This window comes from Streptomyces tateyamensis (assembly GCF_003205575.1).
In the GTDB taxonomy this organism is placed as follows: domain Bacteria; phylum Actinomycetota; class Actinomycetes; order Streptomycetales; family Streptomycetaceae; genus Kitasatospora; species Kitasatospora tateyamensis.
In genome coordinates this window covers 14,833-30,777 of the sequence record NZ_PYBW01000010.1, presented here as the reverse complement: position 1 = coordinate 30,777, position 15,945 = coordinate 14,833, and the positions used below count along the sequence as shown (strand labels likewise).

13 protein-coding genes are annotated in these 15,945 nt (G+C 72.5%); 3 read left to right on the top strand and 10 right to left on the bottom strand.

Translation table 11 applies throughout. The features are described from left to right. The first annotated feature begins 64 nt into the window (after positions 1 to 64). Positions 65 to 925, top strand: coding sequence for a hypothetical protein (locus C7C46_RS02215; RefSeq protein WP_146258962.1), 861 nt, complete (start codon positions 65 to 67; stop codon positions 923 to 925). A 52-nt stretch (positions 926 to 977) separates the two neighbouring features. Here the strand turns inward: C7C46_RS02215 and C7C46_RS02210 are convergent, their stop codons facing one another. Continuing rightward, complete coding sequence (locus C7C46_RS02210; RefSeq protein WP_110665021.1) at positions 978 to 1,739, bottom strand: AfsR/SARP family transcriptional regulator; 762 nt, start codon at positions 1,737 to 1,739, stop codon at positions 978 to 980. A gap of 418 nt (positions 1,740 to 2,157) precedes the next feature. On the opposite strand from C7C46_RS02210, the gene C7C46_RS02205 reads away from it, so the two are divergent. Together C7C46_RS02205 and C7C46_RS02200 are read left to right on the top strand one after the other, a co-directional pair. Then, positions 2,158 to 5,127, top strand: a complete 2,970-nt coding sequence (locus tag C7C46_RS02205; protein WP_146258961.1) for an AfsR/SARP family transcriptional regulator — start codon at positions 2,158 to 2,160, stop codon at positions 5,125 to 5,127. A 168-nt stretch (positions 5,128 to 5,295) separates the two neighbouring features. Then, entirely contained in the window at positions 5,296 to 5,478 is a 183-nt protein-coding gene (locus C7C46_RS02200; protein WP_110665017.1) for a hypothetical protein, read from the top strand. Between the two features lie 86 nt (positions 5,479 to 5,564). Here C7C46_RS02200 and C7C46_RS02195 read toward each other — a convergent pair whose 3' ends face one another. From C7C46_RS02195 to C7C46_RS02155, 9 genes are all read right to left on the bottom strand, one after another. After that, entirely contained in the window at positions 5,565 to 8,081 is a 2,517-nt protein-coding gene (locus C7C46_RS02195) for an ATP-dependent Clp protease ATP-binding subunit (protein WP_110665014.1), read from the bottom strand. Between the two features lie 630 nt (positions 8,082 to 8,711). Continuing rightward, the gene (locus C7C46_RS02185; RefSeq protein WP_110665012.1) at positions 8,712 to 9,062 is read right to left on the bottom strand and encodes a histone-like nucleoid-structuring protein Lsr2; all 351 of its coding nucleotides are present in this window, start codon (positions 9,060 to 9,062) and stop codon (positions 8,712 to 8,714) included. Positions 9,063 to 9,199: 137 nt separating this feature from the next. Beyond that, positions 9,200 to 9,727 (bottom strand): amino-acid N-acetyltransferase, encoded by a 528-nt coding sequence (locus C7C46_RS02180; protein ID WP_110665011.1) that lies wholly within the window; start codon positions 9,725 to 9,727, stop codon positions 9,200 to 9,202. A gap of 122 nt (positions 9,728 to 9,849) precedes the next feature. Next, positions 9,850 to 10,008 (bottom strand): hypothetical protein, encoded by a 159-nt coding sequence (locus C7C46_RS34695; protein WP_181442145.1) that lies wholly within the window; start codon positions 10,006 to 10,008, stop codon positions 9,850 to 9,852. A gap of 7 nt (positions 10,009 to 10,015) precedes the next feature. Continuing rightward, positions 10,016 to 11,602, bottom strand: coding sequence for a bifunctional lysylphosphatidylglycerol synthetase/lysine--tRNA ligase LysX (lysX, locus tag C7C46_RS02175; protein WP_110665009.1), 1,587 nt, complete (start codon positions 11,600 to 11,602; stop codon positions 10,016 to 10,018). A 77-nt stretch (positions 11,603 to 11,679) separates the two neighbouring features. Beyond that, positions 11,680 to 12,339 (bottom strand): hypothetical protein, encoded by a 660-nt coding sequence (locus tag C7C46_RS02170; RefSeq protein WP_110665007.1) that lies wholly within the window; start codon positions 12,337 to 12,339, stop codon positions 11,680 to 11,682. A gap of 126 nt (positions 12,340 to 12,465) precedes the next feature. Further along, entirely contained in the window at positions 12,466 to 13,242 is a 777-nt protein-coding gene (locus tag C7C46_RS02165; RefSeq protein ID WP_110665005.1) for a type III pantothenate kinase, read from the bottom strand. A gap of 40 nt (positions 13,243 to 13,282) precedes the next feature. Further along, the gene (gene nadC, locus C7C46_RS02160) at positions 13,283 to 14,251 is read right to left on the bottom strand and encodes a carboxylating nicotinate-nucleotide diphosphorylase (protein WP_110665003.1); all 969 of its coding nucleotides are present in this window, start codon (positions 14,249 to 14,251) and stop codon (positions 13,283 to 13,285) included. Next, positions 14,251 to 15,939, bottom strand: a complete 1,689-nt coding sequence (locus tag C7C46_RS02155) for an L-aspartate oxidase (RefSeq protein WP_110665001.1) — start codon at positions 15,937 to 15,939, stop codon at positions 14,251 to 14,253. The genes nadC and C7C46_RS02155 overlap by 1 nt, the downstream gene beginning before the upstream one ends. Positions 15,940 to 15,945: the final 6 nt, after the last annotated feature.

The window sequence follows — 15,945 nt, the reverse complement described above, 5'->3', positions numbered from 1 at the left end:
GGCAGGTCTTTCATAGGCCTGTCCGGGAAGCTCGTTCCGTAGCCACGACAGAAGGCGGTTCGAGATGGCGACGGAGAGCATGGGCTGGGAGGACTGGCCCCTCCAGGTGTCCGAACCGGCAGGTCGAGACCTGCGGGCCGCGCTGGCCCGCGGCACCGGTCCGGCCGGTCGGGCCGGCGCGCTGATCGCCGCCGCCGAGGCGGCGGCCGTGCTCGGCGGCCGCTCGCTGCGCGCGCTGCCGGCCGAGGCCGAGGTGGTTCGCGCCGTGCTGCCCGTGACGCTGCCCCAACTGCTGGTCCCCGGGCTCTCGCTGGCCGCCGTCGAGCCGCTGGTCGGCTACTTCCCGCAGCTGGTGCGCGGCTTCGCCGCCGAGACGGTCGACCAGGCCGGGCTGGCCGCCGCGGTGCTGGGCGCCGACCTGCCGCCGGAGCCCGCCGAGCCGGTGCCGGCCCGCGGCGGCTGCAGCGCGGTGCAGGCGCTGCCGGCGCTGCTGCGCACGCTGCCCGGGCGCGGTGCGCCCAAGCCGGTGCTGGACGGCGCCAACGCGCTGCTGGCGGCCGGCGACGAGCTGCACCGCCGGATGGCGGAGACCCGCTCGGTGGCCGACCCGGCCGCCAGGGCGCTGGCCGAGGCCTACGGCACCCTGTACGCGGGCGCGGCCAGCCTGCACCTGTGGGCCGCGCACGCCGACGCCCGGGCCGCGCACCCGCTGTGGACCCAGGCCGGCTGGCTGCAGGCGGCGCTGACCGAGCTGGCGGTGCGGCTGTCCGGGCAGTTGGGCGAGCCCATTCCGTACGCACTGGAGGCGCTGGACGGGCGGCGGTACGGCGCACTGCTGGTGCTGGCCGCCCGCACCCACGCCCCGCTCACCCCGTTCGGCCGGCCGGCGCCGCAGCGCCCCGGTGCCGAGCGGACCAGCGGGTGAGGCCCCGGCGGGCCGACCGCCGGGGCTGTGGGTTTGCTGGGAGCCCTGTGAATCAGGCGAGTTGATGCGGCATCAGGCTGCGCACCTCGCCGCTGAGGATCGCCTCGTAGGTGCGCACCAGCAACCGGCCCGGCTCCACGCCGAGTTCGTCCACCAGGATGCGCCGCCCGTCCCGGTACAGCGACATCGCCTCGGCCTGCCGCTCGGACCGGTAGAGCGCGGTCATCAGCAGCGCCCGGAACCGCTCGCGCATCGGGTTGCGGGTGACCTGCCGGGTCAGCTCCGGGATCAACTGCCGGTGCCGGCCCAGGATCAGCTCCGCCTCCACCCAGCCCTCCAGCACCTCCAGCCGGGCCTCCTCCAGGGCGGGCCGCTCGGCGTCGATCAGCAGGTCGGTGGTGTCGGCCAGCGCCTCCCCGCGCCACAGCGCCAGCGCCGCCGCCAACTCCTCGGCGGCCAGCGGGTACTGCTGGGAGCGCAGGGCGGCCAGCCCGGCCCGGCTGTGCTCGGCGAACCGCCGGTGGTCGCAGACCGCGCCGGGGCCGACCACCAGCCGGTAGCCGGCCCGGCTGCGCAGCAACTGGCTGCCCGGGGCCAGTCGGCGCCGGATCCGGGAGGCGTAGGTGTGGATCTGCGCCGCCGCGGTGGCCGGCGGGCGGTCGTCCCACAGCAGGCGGCCCAGGTAGTCGTCGCAGACCGCACGGCCGTCGGCCACCGCCAGCGCGGCGAAGGTGGTGCGCTGCTTGGTGCCGCCCAGGGTGTCCTCCTGCCCAGCCGTCCCGATCTGGACCGGTCCGAGGATCCGGTACTCCATGGTCTCGCCTGCCCTCCTGAGGAGCCGGGCCCGCCATGGGCCCAGGCAACACCAGGAAGACTAGGAAGTACCCGCATCGACCGGTTATCGCCTCGTTATCGCCGCTGACCTGGCACGTTGTCGCAACGGCAGCCGCCGGGCGGCGGCGCTGCGGCGGCATGGCCGCGATTTAGCCCCCACCGGGCCGAACTGATGGACTTTCAGACGTCACCCGTTGTCAAGAGAACATCTTCACGCGGTAGCGACGCTTCACAGGATTCCCCGCTACGCTGCCTCCCTGCGCGCCACGACCTAACGTAGTCTGAGCAAGGTCGCGCCGCCGCTCCGCGCCACAGAACAGACGAGATATATCGCGCCGATCTTCTCGGGGGGGATTGTGAACGGCGGGCTCGAATTCGGGGTGCTCGGTCCCTTGTCGGTGGCCACCGGAGGGCGACGGATCACCGTGGGCGGCGCCCGGCAGCGCACCATTCTGGCGCTGCTGCTGCTGGCCGCGGGGCGGATCGTCTCGGTGGACACCATGGTGGAGGCGGTCTGGCAGGGCGATCCGCCGGCCACCGCGCGCACCCAGGTGGCGATCTGCATCGCGGCGCTGCGCAAGACCTTCAAGGCCGAGGGCTTCGGCGAGGATCTGATCAGCACCGCCCACCCCGGCTACCAACTGGACCCGGCCGGCCACGAGGTGGACCTGCTGGTGGCCACCGGACTGGTCCACCAGGGCGAGCAGCTGGTCGAGCAGGGCGCCACCGGCGCGGCTGCCGAGCGCTACGAGCAGGCGCTGCGGCTGTGGCGCGGCCCGGTGCTGGCCGGGGTGACCGGGCGCCGGGTCGAGGAGGAGGCCGAGCGGCTGGAGGAGTGGCGCCTGGTCCTGCACGACGAGGCGATCGCGCTCCAACTGGCGCTGGGCAACCACCAGGAGCTGATCGGCCGGCTCACCGCGCTGGTGCGCGAACACCCGCTGCGCGAGCGGACCAGGCACTCGCTGATGCTCGCCCAGTACCGGGCCGGGCGGCGGGCCGAGGCGCTGGAGACCTTCCGGGACGGTAGACAGGTGCTGATCGAGGAGCTCGGCATCGAGCCCGGTCCGGCCCTGCACGAACTTCACGACGCGGTGCTGCGCGACGACGCGGCGCTCACCCTGGCAGTGGCCCAGGTCGCCGAGGAACTGCCCGAGCCGACCCCGGCGGCCCCGCCCGAACTGCGGGTCACCCCCTCCGACCTGCCGCCGAACGTCCCCGCCTTCACCGGCCGCGGCGAGGAGATCGCCGAGTTCGACGCCATGCTCACCGAGCGCCGGGACGACGAGGCGCCGGCCATCGGCTTCGTCACCGGGGTGGCCGGGGTCGGCAAGACCGGGCTGGCGGTGCACTGGGCCCACCGGGCGGCCAAGCACTTCCCGGACGGCCGGCTCTTCGTCGACCTGTGCGGCCACGACGAGGCCAACGAGCCGGTGGCCGCCGCCGAGGTGCTCAGCCGCTTCCTGCGCTCGCTGGGGGTGCCCGCCGAGCAGATCCCGCCCGGCCTGGAGGAGCGGGTCTCGCTCTACCGCAGCATGCTGGCGGACCGCCGGCTGCTGGTGGTGCTGGACAACGTCCGTTCGGTGGCCCAGATCCGCCCGCTGCTGCCCGCCAACGGGCGCTGCTGCGTGGTGGTCACCAGCCGCGACCCGATGGAGCAGCTGATGCTGCGGTACGGGGCGGTGCGGGTGCAGCTGGCGGTGCTGCCGCCGCCGCAGGCGATCGAGCTGCTGGCCCGGATCGTGCCGGCCGAGCGGATCGCCACCGACCCGGAGCAGTCCGCCCGGCTGGCCGAGCTCTGCGACCACCTGCCGCTGGCGCTGCGGATCGCCGCCGCCCGGCTGGCCTCCAAGCCGCACTGGACGGTGCGCCACCTGGTCGGCCGGCTGGCCGACGAGCGCCGCCGGCTGGACGAGCTGAGCCAGGGCGAGTCCCAGGTGCGGGCCGGCTTCGCGCTCAGCTACCGCTACCTCTCCTTCGACGCGGCCCAGCTCTACCGGCGCCTGGCCCTGCTGCCGGTGCCGGACTTCGCGGTCTGGGTGGGCGCCGCCCTGCTGGACTGCGACCAGTTCGAGGCCGAGCGGCTGGTCGAGCACCTGGTGGACGTGCAGCTGCTGGAGGCGGTCGGCTCGGACGCCACCGGGCAGCTGCGCTACCGCTTCCAGAACCTGCTGCGGCTGTTCGCCCGCGAGCGGGCGACGCAGGAGGAGCCCGAGGAGCAGCTGGCCGGTGCCCGGGACCGGGCGCTGCGGGCCTGGCTGACCATCGCGGCGCAGGCCCACGACCAGGAGATGGGCGGGCCGTACTCGGTCATGCACGGGGACACCCCGCGCTACCCGGTGGACCCGGACCTGGTGGCGGACCTGCTGTGCTGTCCGCTGAACTGGTTCGAGGCGGAGCGGCTCGGCCTGGTCGCACTGGTGGACCAGGCGGCCGGACTCGGCGAGCACGAGCTGGCCTGGGACCTGGCCGGCACCGCGATCCTCCTGTTCGACGTGCGCAACTACGCGGAGGACTGGGAGTTCTGCTGCCAGCGGGCGCTGACGGCCTGTCGGCAGGCGGGCAACGAGGTGGGCGCCTCGCACATGCTCTCGGTGCTCGGCGCCAGCCGGATCCGGGTCGGCTCGATCGAGGAGGGACGGCGCTACCTGGAGTCCGCACTGGAGATCGACGAGCGGACCCGGAACGTGCACTGCCGGGCGATGACCATCAACCACCTGGCCCGGGCCGACCGGCTGCAGGGCCACCTCTCGCAGGCCGCCACCCGGCTGCGCGAGGCCGCCGAGCTGTACCACCGCAGCGGCGACCGGGTCGGGGAGGCGCAGACCCTCGGCCAGCTGTCCCTGGTGGCGCTGGCCACCGGTGAGGTGGACGAGGCGGTCCGGCTCGCCTCGCGGGCGGTCCAGGCGGTCGGGGTGACCGGGGAGACCCGCACCACGGCGCAGGCCACCTACTGGCTGGGGCGGGCCCACGCGGCCCGGGGCGAGCTCCAGCAGGCCGCGCGCGACTACGAGCGGGTGCTGGAGATCGTGCGGGCCAAGGGCGACCTGCTGGGCACCGCGCACATCCTGCTCAGCCAGGGCGAGCTGGCACTCGAACAGGGCGAACTCCCGGGGGCCCGGGCGAAGCTCCTGGAGGCGTTGGAGCTGGGCCAGGGCCTGGGCAACTGGCACGTGTGCGGCTGGAGCCTGCTGCGGCTGGGCGGGCTCGAGCGCGATGCCGGAGACCTGGCCACCGCGCGGCACCACTACCAGCAGGCCTGCGAACTGCTGACCCGGGCGGACTCGCTGGTGATGCTGCAGCAGGCCGAGCGGGCGCTGGCCGAACTCTCCCGTCCGGCCGCCGCACCGGCCCCCCAGCACAGCGCTTAAATACCTCTCAGCGATGCCGTCCGAGGCTTCGCCAACGATTTAATCGCGGTCGGTAATACCGATATCACCGCAGGTCAGGGCCTTAATGAAGAGGATAATAAACCGAAGCAGCCCCTTCCTAGTGTTTTCCCCGTCAGCACGGCACACGGACTCGGAAGAGGTCGGACAATGCAGCGCACGGGTATCTCGGTCAAGCAGCAGGTCGCTCTGGTTCTCGCCGCCGGCACCGCAGTGGTGGCCGCCGGGGTCGGGCTGCTCTCCTCGGCCGGCACGGTGAGTGCGGACGGGAGCACCGGGGCCGCCCCGACCGCCAGCGCCAGCCCCAACGGCGGTCCGAACGACTGGAGCTGAACCCCCGCTGCTGACCGACGACGCACTTCGGCCCCCGCGGTCCGGGGACCGAGGGGGCCGAAGCGGTGACTGGCTCAGCCGACCTGTCAGTTGCCCAGGTCCGGGCCGGTGGCGGCGACGGCGGCCGGAGTGTCGGCCACGGCCGACTTCTCCTCGCCGCGGAAGGTGAACTTGGCTTCCTTGCCCTCACCCTCCACGCCCACGACCACGATGTGGCCGGCCCGCAGCTCGCCGAAGAGGATCTTCTCGGAGAGGTGGTCCTCGATGTCGCGCTGGATCGTGCGACGCAGCGGCCGGGCGCCCAGCAGCGGGTCGTAACCGCGCTTGGCCAGCAGCTTCTTGGCCTCGATGCTGAGCTCCAGGCCCATGTCGCGGTCCTTGAGCCGGCCGTCCACCTTGTCGATCATCAGGTCGACGATCTGGATGATGTCTTCCTCGGTCAGCTGGTGGAAGACCACGATGTCGTCGACACGGTTGAGGAACTCGGGGCGGAAGTGCTGCTTGAGCTCCTCGCTGACCTTGGCCTTCATCCGGTCGTAGCCGGTCTGGGTGTCCCCGCTGGCCGCGAAGCCCAGGCCGAAGCCCTTGGAGATGTCCCGGGTGCCGAGGTTGGTGGTCATGATGATGACCGTGTTCTTGAAGTCCACGACCCGGCCCTGGGAGTCGGTCAGCCGACCGTCCTCCAGGATCTGCAGCAGCGAGTTGAAGATGTCCGGGTGGGCCTTCTCGACCTCGTCGAAGAGGACGACCGAGAACGGCTTGCGGCGCACCTTCTCGGTGAGCTGGCCGCCCTCCTCGTACCCGACGTAGCCGGGGGGCGAGCCGAACAGCCGCGAGACGGTGTGCTTCTCGCTGAACTCCGACATGTCGAGGGAGATCAGCGCGTCCTCGTCGCCGAAGAGGAACTCGGCGAGCGTCTTGGAGAGCTCGGTCTTACCGACGCCCGAGGGGCCGGCGAAGATGAACGAGCCACCGGGGCGCTTCGGGTCCTTGAGGCCCGCACGGGTGCGCCGGATCGCCTGGGAGAGCGCCTTGATGGCGTCCTTCTGGCCGATGACGCGCTTGTGCAGCTCGTCCTCCATGCGCAGCAGGCGGGAGGACTCCTCCTCGGTCAGCTTGAAGACCGGGATGCCGGTGGCGGTGGCCAGGACCTCGGCGATGAGCTCCTCGTCCACCTCGGCCACGACATCCATGTCGCCGGCCTTCCACTCCTTCTCGCGCTTGCCCTTCGCGTTCAGCAGCTGCTTCTCGTCGTCACGCAGCGAGGCGGCCTTCTCGAAGTCCTGCGCGTCGATCGCGCTCTCCTTCTCGCGGCGGACCTCGGCGATCTTCTCGTCGAACTCGCGCAGGTCCGGCGGCGCGGTCATCCGGCGGATGCGCATCCGGGAGCCGGCCTCGTCGATCAGGTCGATCGCCTTGTCCGGCAGGAAGCGGTCCGAGATGTACCGGTCGGCCAGGGTGGCGGCGGCGACCAGGGCGGCGTCGGTGATGGACACCCGGTGGTGCGCCTCGTACCGGTCGCGCAGGCCCTTGAGGATCTCGATGGTGTGCGGGAGCGAGGGCTCGGCCACCTGGATCGGCTGGAAGCGGCGCTCCAGCGCGGCGTCCTTCTCCAGGTGCTTGCGGTACTCGTCCAGCGTGGTGGCACCGATGGTCTGCAGCTCGCCGCGGGCCAGCATCGGCTTCAGGATGCTGGCGGCGTCGATCGCGCCCTCGGCGGCGCCCGCACCGACCAGGGTGTGCAGCTCGTCGATGAACAGGATGATGTCGCCGCGGGTGCGGATCTCCTTGAGCACCTTCTTCAGGCGCTCCTCGAAGTCACCGCGGTAGCGCGAGCCGGCCACCAGGGCGCCCAGGTCCAGCGTGTAGAGCTGCTTGTCCTTGAGCGTCTCGGGGACCTCGCCCTTGACGATCGCCTGGGCCAGGCCCTCGACGACCGCGGTCTTGCCGACGCCGGGCTCACCGATCAGCACCGGGTTGTTCTTGGTGCGGCGGGACAGCACCTGCATGACCCGCTCGATCTCCTTCTCGCGCCCGATCACCGGGTCGAGCTTGGTCTCGCGGGCGGCCTGGGTGAGGTTGCGGCCGAACTGGTCGAGCACCAGCGAGGTCGACGGGGTGCCCTCGGCGGGCCCGCCGGCCGTGGCCGACTCCTTGCCGCCGCCGGAGTAACCGGAGAGCAGCTGGATGACCTGCTGGCGCACCCGGTTCAGGTCGGCGCCCAGCTTCACCAGGACCTGGGCGGCGACGCCCTCGCCCTCGCGGATCAGGCCGAGCAGGATGTGCTCGGTGCCGATGTAGTTGTGGCCGAGCTGGAGCGCCTCGCGCAGCGAGAGCTCCAGTACCTTCTTGGCCCGGGGGGTGAACGGGATGTGGCCGGACGGGGCCTGCTGGCCCTGTCCGATGATCTCCTCGACCTGCTGGCGGACCGCCTCAAGAGAGATCCCGAGGCTCTCCAGGGCCTTAGCGGCGACACCCTCGCCCTCGTGGATCAGGCCCAGGAGGATGTGCTCGGTGCCGATGTAGTTGTGGTTGAGCATCCGGGCTTCTTCCTGAGCCAGGACGACAACCCGCCGCGCGCGGTCGGTGAACCTCTCGAACATCGTTAATCGCTCCTCAGAGCGGTCGGGCAGTTCGGGGACTGTCCCCGCCCTGTCCTTCCGCATGCTAGTCCCGCTCAGCGGCGCGGCTCACGTGGTTCCCCGCACGGGTGCGGGGAAATCAAGCTGCGCGACCAGCCGACACCCTTCCCAACCTGGTGCTGGGAGACGGTGTTCCCGCCGGTGCGGCCGATGCACCAGTTGCCGCTACGCCAATGGCGAACACGCTCCGGGCCCAGACCCTCCGGTGACCCCGAGGAGCCTCCGGATGACCGTCCCACCTGCATTCATACCGGAAATTCCGGCTGTTCTCGTGCAGTTTCCGGGGTGGTGTTGTTCGCCTGGCGAGAAGTCTCCCGGAGCCGGGTCCGGGTGACGGGCGCTCAGGGGTGGGGCCGAACGGGGGGCTGGGGCGCAGGGGTTGTCCCGGACGCCGTGACCGTGCCGCAGTTCCAGCGTTGCACATCCCGTGAGCGTTCCTCCGGTGCCCCGGGCCGCCCGGCCCGCCCGCCGCCGCCCGGCCCCGCGGTGGCGCCGCCCGGCGACCTGCCCGGGGACGGCCACGGGGCGCGGAGGGAGGCCCTCCGCGCCCCGTCGTGGCCGCGCCGGGTCCTGCCGGTGGGGCAGGGGTGCTCAGGAGGCGTTGGCCGCCTCGTAGGCCTCGCGCACGTTGCTGGGGACCCGGCCGCGGTCGTTGACGTTGTAGCCGTTGTCCTTCGCCCAGGTGCGGATCTTCGCGGTGTCCGCACTGCCGGCGGCCGGGCGGACGGCGGTGCGGCCGCCGGTGCGCCGGGCGCTGGTGAGCCGGCCGCTCTGCTTGCGGCCCTTTTCGACGTACGGAGCGAGCAGGTTGCGCAGCTTCTCCGCGTTGCCGGACTTCAGGTCGATCTCGTAGGCAACGCCGTCGAGGGCGAACGTCACCGTCTCGTCCGCCGAACCGCCGTCGAGATCGTCTTCAAGAATGACCTGCACCCTCTGTGCCACGGGACTCCCTTTCCGCTTAACGACCCAATGCCTTGGGGAAAGGAAACCGCCTTTTCTCGAAAAACACAAACCCCGCTCTGTTCGGCCGGCCGCAGCATGCGCAGTACGGCAAGTCGCCGGGCGGTTCACGGCGCCGATCAGAGGTGCAGCAGCATGCGCGAGTTGCCCAGGGTGTTGGGCTTCACCCGCTCCAGGTCGAGGAACTCCGCGACTCCTTCGTCGTAGGAGCGAAGGAGTTCTTCATACACTTCCGTAGCGATGACGGCCGGGTCTGTCGTACCATCATCGGTTTCCCCGATCTCGACGAACCCGTGTTTCGAGAAGAACGCCACCTCGAACGTCAAGCAGAAAATCCGACGGACGCCGAGCCAGCGCGCGGTCTGCAACAGCTTCTCCAACAGGATGTGCCCGATCCCGTGGCCGCGGCAGACCGGGTCCACCGCGAGGGTGCGTACCTCGGCCAGATCCTCCCACATCACGTGCAGCGCGCCACAGGCAACTACTGTGCCGTCGTCGTCGCGTTCCACCACCCAGAACTCCTGGATGGATTCGAACAAGGTGACCGTGGGCTTGTCGAGCAGAATGCCGTCGCGCGAGTAGGCGTCGATGAGCCGCCGAACGGCCCGCACATCACTGGTCCGCGCCCGGCGGATGGTGACCTCCATGGCGAGACGCTATCGCGCCCGGCGCGGCGGCTTGCTATCGCGTCCGCCCTTGCGTGCGGGTTTCGATAAAGGAACAGGCGCCGCCCCGGAATCCGGGGCGGCGCCTGGCGCCTGTTGCGGGATTACTCGGCGGGTGTCCCGGTGGCGCGGGCCAGCGCCTCGGCGGCGGCGTCCTCCTTGCCCTTCTGGGCCCCGCCCTGGCTGCGGATGATCGCCCGCACCAGGAACCCGAAACCGATCGCCATCACCAGCGGCGGCACGATCGCGCTCACGTACTGCATCGCTACCTCACTCCTTCTCAGCCTGGTCGGTGTCCGTTGCTGCCTTCTCGGCGGCCCTCCCGGCTTCCGCCCTGCCGCCCTGATCAGGCCGTACGAGGGGGAAGAGCACCGTCTCGCGGATGTTCCGGCCGGTGAGCAGCATGATCAGCCGGTCCACGCCCAGGCCCAGGCCGCCGGTGGGCGGCATCGCGTACTCCAGGGCGCGCAGGAAGTCCTCGTCCAACTGCATCGCCTCCGCGTCGCCGCCGGCCGCCAGCAGCGACTGGGCGGTCAGCCGGGCCCGCTGCTCGACCGGGTCGATCAGCTCGGAGTAGGCGGTGCCGATCTCGGTGCCGAAGATCACCAGGTCCCACTTCTCCGCCACGCCCGGGATCGAGCGGTGCCGGCGGGTGAGCGGGGAGACCTCGGTCGGGTAGTCCCGCAGGAAGGTCGGGCGGACGGCGTGCTCCTCCAGCAGCCGCTCGATCATCTCCAGCACGAGCTGGCCGTGGCCCCACTCCTTCTCGTAGGGGACCTGGACCCGGTCGCAGATCGCGCGCAGCTCCTCGACCGTGCTGTCGGGGGTGACCTCGGTGCCGACCCGGGCGGAGATCCCCGGGTAGACGCTGATCTCCTCCCACGGCTCGGCCAGGTCGATCTCGTGCTCCACCCCGTGCGGGTCGGTGCCGCGCACCACGGTGGTGCCCAGCGCGTCCCGGGCGGCGTTGACGATGATCGCCCGGATCAGCTCGGCCTGGGTGTCGTAGTCGCCGTAGGCCTCGTACGACTCCAGCGCGGTGAACTCCGGGTTGTGGGTCGCGTCGGCGCCCTCGTTGCGGAAGTTCCGGTTGATCTCGAAGACCTTCTCGGCGCCGCCGACCACCAGCCGCTTGAGGTACAGCTCGGTGGCGATCCGCAGGTACAGGTCGATGTCGTAGGCGTTGATGTGGGTGACGAACGGGCGCGCGTTGGCCCCGCCGTGGATCGGCTGCAGCATCGGCGTCTCGACCTCGAGGTAGCCGCGGTCCTCGTAGGTGCGCCGGATCGAGCGGATCACCCGGGTGCGCAGCTGGAGCAGCTCGCGCGCCTCGGGGTTGACGATCAGGTCCAGGTACCGCTGCCGGACCCGGGCCTCCGGGTCGGTCAGGCCCTTGTGCTTGTCCGGCAGCGGACGCAGGCACTTGGCGGTCAGCGCCCAGGAGTCCACCAGCACGCTCAGCTCGCCGCGCCGGGAGGTGATCACCTCGCCCTCGACGCCCACCTGGTCGCCCAGGTCGATGTCGCTCTTCCAGGCGGCCAGCCGCTCCTCGCCCAGCTTGTCCAGCGAGAGCATCACCTGCAGGTCGCCGGAGCCGTCGCGCAGGGTGGCGAAGCACAGCTTGCCGCCGGTGCGGGCCAGCACCACCCGGCCGGTCACGCCCACCCGCTCCCCGGTCGCGGTGTCCGGCGCCAGCCCGGGGTGCGCGGCCCGCAGGTCGGCGATGGTGGTGGTGCGGGGGAAGCCGACCGGGTACGGGTCGACACCGGCCGCGCGGAGCCGGTCGAGCTTCTCGCGCCGCACGCGCATCTGCTCGGGAAGGTCGTCCACCGCGGGAACGGCGCTCTGTTCGCTCACCGCACCAGGGTAGCGAGCCTCCGGCACTGCCCCGGTACCGGCCGAGCCGGCACCGGGGCGGCGGCTGCCCCAGGCGGTCAGCCCGTCCCGGTGGCCAGCTCCTCCTCCAGTTCCTCCGGGGGTGCTGTCTCGGAGGCGGGCGGGGTCGGGGGCTTGGGGCGGCGGGCGAAGAGGTCGGCGGGGGGGGGGATCCGGGCGGCGGCGGCGCGGTCCGGGGCGGGCATGGTCATCAGTCCTCCTGCGGGTGCGGGGCTCGGGACGGCCGTCAGGTGCCGCGGGGCGCGCTCCAGGCGCTCGCGGACGGCGGCTTCCGCCAGGGCGTGGCAGCGGCCGGCCAGGCGGGAGCGGCGGGTGCGTTCGTAGGGGCCGCAGGGCTGGCGGCTGAGCGAGCGCAGCGCCGAGAGGTCGTCCGGCTCAGGCAGGTAGCCGTCGGTGACGGCCTCCTCCAGGCGCTCCAGGTAGCCGCGGGCGCTGCCGGGCAGGGCGGTGCGGTAGCGGGCCAGCTCGGCCAGCAGGAAGCCGCGCAGCCGCCCGCCCTCCTGGACGGCCTCGTCGATCGCCTCGGCCAGTCGCAGCGCCTCCTGGACGTCCTCTGCCCAGAGGGCCGCCAGGTCGGCGCCCAGCGGCAGGTGGGCGGGGACAGTGGGGTGCAGGGCTTGGGCGAGGGCACGGCGCAGCACGCGCACTTCGTCGGCGCTGAAGGCCATGCCGCCGCGGGACCCGTGTGGCGTAGGCATGAGTTGACACTACGTGAGGAATATCCGATTTGTCGGAAGCCTCGCGCAGGATCGACCCGGTTGGCCCCGGGCGGCGTGCTCAGGCGGTCGGGTGTCAGGCGGCCAGTCGCTCAGGCGGCCAGTCGCTCAGGCGGTCTTGTTGCGCTCGTAGACCAGCCGCAGCCCGATCAGGGTGAGCCAGGGCTCGTGCACGTCGATGCTGCTCGCCTCGCCCAGCACCAGCGGGGCCAGCCCGCCGGTGGCGATCACCTGTACGTCCTCCGGATCGGTCGGGGAGAGCTCCTTCGCCATCCGGGTGACCAGTCCGTCCACCTGCCCGGCGAAGCCGAACAGCACCCCGGACTGCATGCCCTCCACGGTGTTCTTGCCGATCACGTTGCGCGGCCGGACCAGCTCGATCTTGCGCAGCAGCGCGCCGCGCCCGCTCAGCGCCTCGACCGAGATCTCGATCCCCGGGGCGATCGCGCCGCCCACGTAGTCGCCGCGCTCGTTGATCGCGTCGAAGGTGGTGGCGGTGCCGAAGTCGACCACCACGCACGGCCCGCCGTACAGGTGGTTGGCGGCCAGCGCGTTGACGATCCGGTCGGCCCCGACCTCCTTGGGGTTGTCCATCAGCACGTGCACCCCGGTCTTGACCCCGGGCGCCACCAGCACCGCGGGCACGTCGCCGTAGTAACGGCGGGTCACCTCGCGCAGCTCGTGCAGCACCGCGGGGACCGAGGAGCAGATCGACAGCCCGTCCACCCGCTGGGCCAGCGGCCCCATCAACCCGTTGAGCAGCACCGCCAGTTCGTCGGCGGTGCGGCGCGGGTCGGTGGAGATCCGCCAGTGTTCGGTGACCTCCTCGCCGTCGAACAGGCCGAGCGTGGTCTGGGTGTTGCCGACGTCGATGGTGAGGAGCATGGGGGATTTCTCCAGGGAGGTCCGGGCGGTTGACGCCGGGTCAGGAACGCAGGTCCAGGCCGATGTCCAGGATCGGCGCCGAGTGGGTCAGCGCGCCGACGGCCAGGAAGTCGACCCCAGTCTCGGCGACCTCGCGGGCGGTGGCCAGGGTCAGACCGCCGGAGGCCTCCAGCTTGGCCCGTCCGGCCACCAGCTCGACCGCCTCCTTGAGCTGGTCCACGGTGAAGTTGTCGAGCAGGATCAGGTCCGCCCCGGCCTCCAGCACCGGCGGGATCTGCTCCAGGGTGTCGACCTCGACCTCCACCGGCAGCTCCGGGTAGGCGGCCCGGACGGCCCGGAAGGCCTCGGCCACGCCGCCGGCGGCCACCACGTGGTTGTCCTTGATCAGCGCGGCGTCGCTGAGCGCCATCCGGTGGTTGGTCCCGCCGCCGCAGCGCACCGCGTACTTCTGCAGCGCGCGCAGGCCCGGGTGGGTCTTGCGGGTGTCGCGGACCCGGGCGCCGGTGCCCTCCAGCGCGTCCGCCCACTCGCGGGTGGCGGTGGCGATGCCGGACAGGTGGCAGAGCAGGTTGAGCGCGCTGCGCTCGGCGGTCAGCAGGTCCCGGGTGCGGCTGCGCACCGAGAGCAGCACCTGGCCGGCCGCGACCCGGTCGCCGTCCTCCACGTGCCGCTCGACCTCGAACTCCTCCTCGCAGATCAGCGAGACCACGGCTTCGGCGATCCGCAGCCCGGCCACCGTGCCGGCCTCGCGGGTGGTGAAGTCGGCGGTGGCCACCGCCTCGGCCGGCACGGTCGCCACCGAGGTGACGTCCTCGCCGCCGGCCAGGTCCTCGGCCAGCGCCAGGGTGGCGATGTCCTCGACCTCGACCGGGTCCAGGCCCGCCTGCTCCAGCAGCTCGGCCAGCGCCGGGTCCAGCCCGGTCTCGTAGCCCTCGCCGTCGCCGCAGGCGCAGCCGTCGCCGCAGCCCCCCTGGTCGGCCATCGGCAGGTCCTCGTGCTGGTGGGTCATCAGTTCTCCTCGGTGCTCTCGACGAGGACGGGGCCCTCGGCGAGCCGGATGCCGGTGTCGTCCAGAGTGGTGGTCAGGTTGCGGCGCCAGTGCGCATCGTCGCGCTCGGGGCAGTCCTCGCGCCAGTGGCAGCCGCGGGTCTCGGCCCGTGCGGCGGCGGCGGTCACCAGGGCGGTGGCCACCAGCAGCAGGTTGGCCGCCTCCCAGGTCTCCACCCGGGGGTCGGCCGGCTTCTGCTCGCCCGCGTGCGCCTCGGCGGCCCGGGCCAGCTCGGCCAGGCCGGCCGCGGCCCGCGCCATCGAGTCGGCCGAGCGCACCACGCCGGCGCCGCGCGACATCAGGTGCTGGATCGCCGCCCGGGCCTCGGGGGCCGGCAGCGGCACGGTGCGGTCGGCGCGGGCCGCTGCCACGTCCACCGCCCGCTCGGGCAGCTCGCCCGCGCGGTGCCGGTCGGTCAGGTCCTGCGCGATCCGCTCGGCGAAGACCAGGCCCTCCAGCAGCGAGTTGGAGGCCAGCCGGTTGGCGCCGTGCACCCCGGTGCAGGCCACCTCGCCGCAGGCGTACAGGCCCGGCACCGAGGTGCGGCCGTGCAGGTCGGTGCGGACGCCGCCGGAGGCGTAGTGCGCGGCCGGGGCGATCGGGACCAGGTCGGTGACCGGGTCGATGCCGTGCGCCAGGCAGGAGGCCAGGATGGTGGGGAACCGCTCGGCCCACATCGCGGCGCCGAAGTGCCGCCCGTCCAGGTACATCCGGTCGGTGTCCTGGAGCTGCATCTGACGGGTGATCGCCTTGGCCACGATGTCGCGCGGGGCCAGCTCGTTGAGCTCGTGCTGCCCCAGCATGAACCGGGTGCCGGCCGCGTCCACCAGGTGGGCGCCCTCACCCCGGACGGCTTCGGAGACCAGCGGCTGCTGGCCCTGCGCGTCCGGTCCCAGGAAGAGCACGGTCGGGTGGAACTGGACGAACTCCAGGTCGGCCGCGGCCGCCCCGGCGCGCAGCGCCAGCGCGACCCCGTCGCCGGTGGAGACCGCCGGGTTGGTGGTGGCCTCGAACACCTGGCCCATGCCGCCGGTGGCCAGCACCACCGCGCGGGCCCGGATCGCGCCCACCCCGTCCCGGGCGCCCTCGCCCATCACGTGCAGGGTCAGGCCGGCCGCGTGGCCCTCGGCGTCCTTGAGCAGGTCCAGCACCAGCGCGTGCTCGACCAGTTCCATGCCGGGGTCGCTGCGCACGGCGGCGACCAGGGCGCGCGATATCTCCGCGCCGGTGGCGTCGCCGCCGGCGTGCGCGATCCGGCGCCGGTGGTGGCCGCCCTCGCGGGTGAGCAGGATCTCGCCGGCCTCGTCGGTGTCGAAGCCGGCGCCGCGGGCGATCAGCCGGCGCACCGCGCCCGGGCCCTCGGTGACCAGCAGCCGCACCGCGTCCACGTCGCAGACCCCGGCGCCGGCCACCAGGGTGTCCGCCAGGTGCTGCTCGGGGCTGTCGCCCTCGCCCAGCGCGGCCGCGATGCCGCCCTGGGCCCAGCGGGTGGAGCCGTCGTCCAGCATCGCCTTGGTGACCACCGTCACCCGCAGGCCCGCCTGGCGGATGCCCAGCGCGGCGGTGAGCCCGGCCACCCCGGAGCCGACCACGACCACGTCGGTGGTGGCGGTCCAGCCCGGTGCGGGGGCGGTGAGACGGTAGTTCACGGCGCG

Coding starts and splice junctions, on each gene's coding strand:
- C7C46_RS02215 (WP_146258962.1), top strand. CDS start 65: ATGGCGACGGAGAGCATGGGCTGGGAGGACTGGCCCCTCCAGGTGTCC.
- C7C46_RS02210 (WP_110665021.1), bottom strand. CDS start 1,739: ATGGAGTACCGGATCCTCGGACCGGTCCAGATCGGGACGGCTGGGCAG.
- C7C46_RS02200 (WP_110665017.1), top strand. CDS start 5,296: ATGCAGCGCACGGGTATCTCGGTCAAGCAGCAGGTCGCTCTGGTTCTC.
- C7C46_RS02195 (WP_110665014.1), bottom strand. CDS start 8,081: ATGTTCGAGAGGTTCACCGACCGCGCGCGGCGGGTTGTCGTCCTGGCT.
- C7C46_RS02180 (WP_110665011.1), bottom strand. CDS start 9,727: ATGGAGGTCACCATCCGCCGGGCGCGGACCAGTGATGTGCGGGCCGTT.
- C7C46_RS34695 (WP_181442145.1), bottom strand. CDS start 10,008: ATGCAGTACGTGAGCGCGATCGTGCCGCCGCTGGTGATGGCGATCGGT.
- C7C46_RS02170 (WP_110665007.1), bottom strand. CDS start 12,339: ATGCCTACGCCACACGGGTCCCGCGGCGGCATGGCCTTCAGCGCCGAC.
- C7C46_RS02165 (WP_110665005.1), bottom strand. CDS start 13,242: ATGCTCCTCACCATCGACGTCGGCAACACCCAGACCACGCTCGGCCTG.
- nadC (WP_110665003.1), bottom strand. CDS start 14,251: ATGACCCACCAGCACGAGGACCTGCCGATGGCCGACCAGGGGGGCTGC.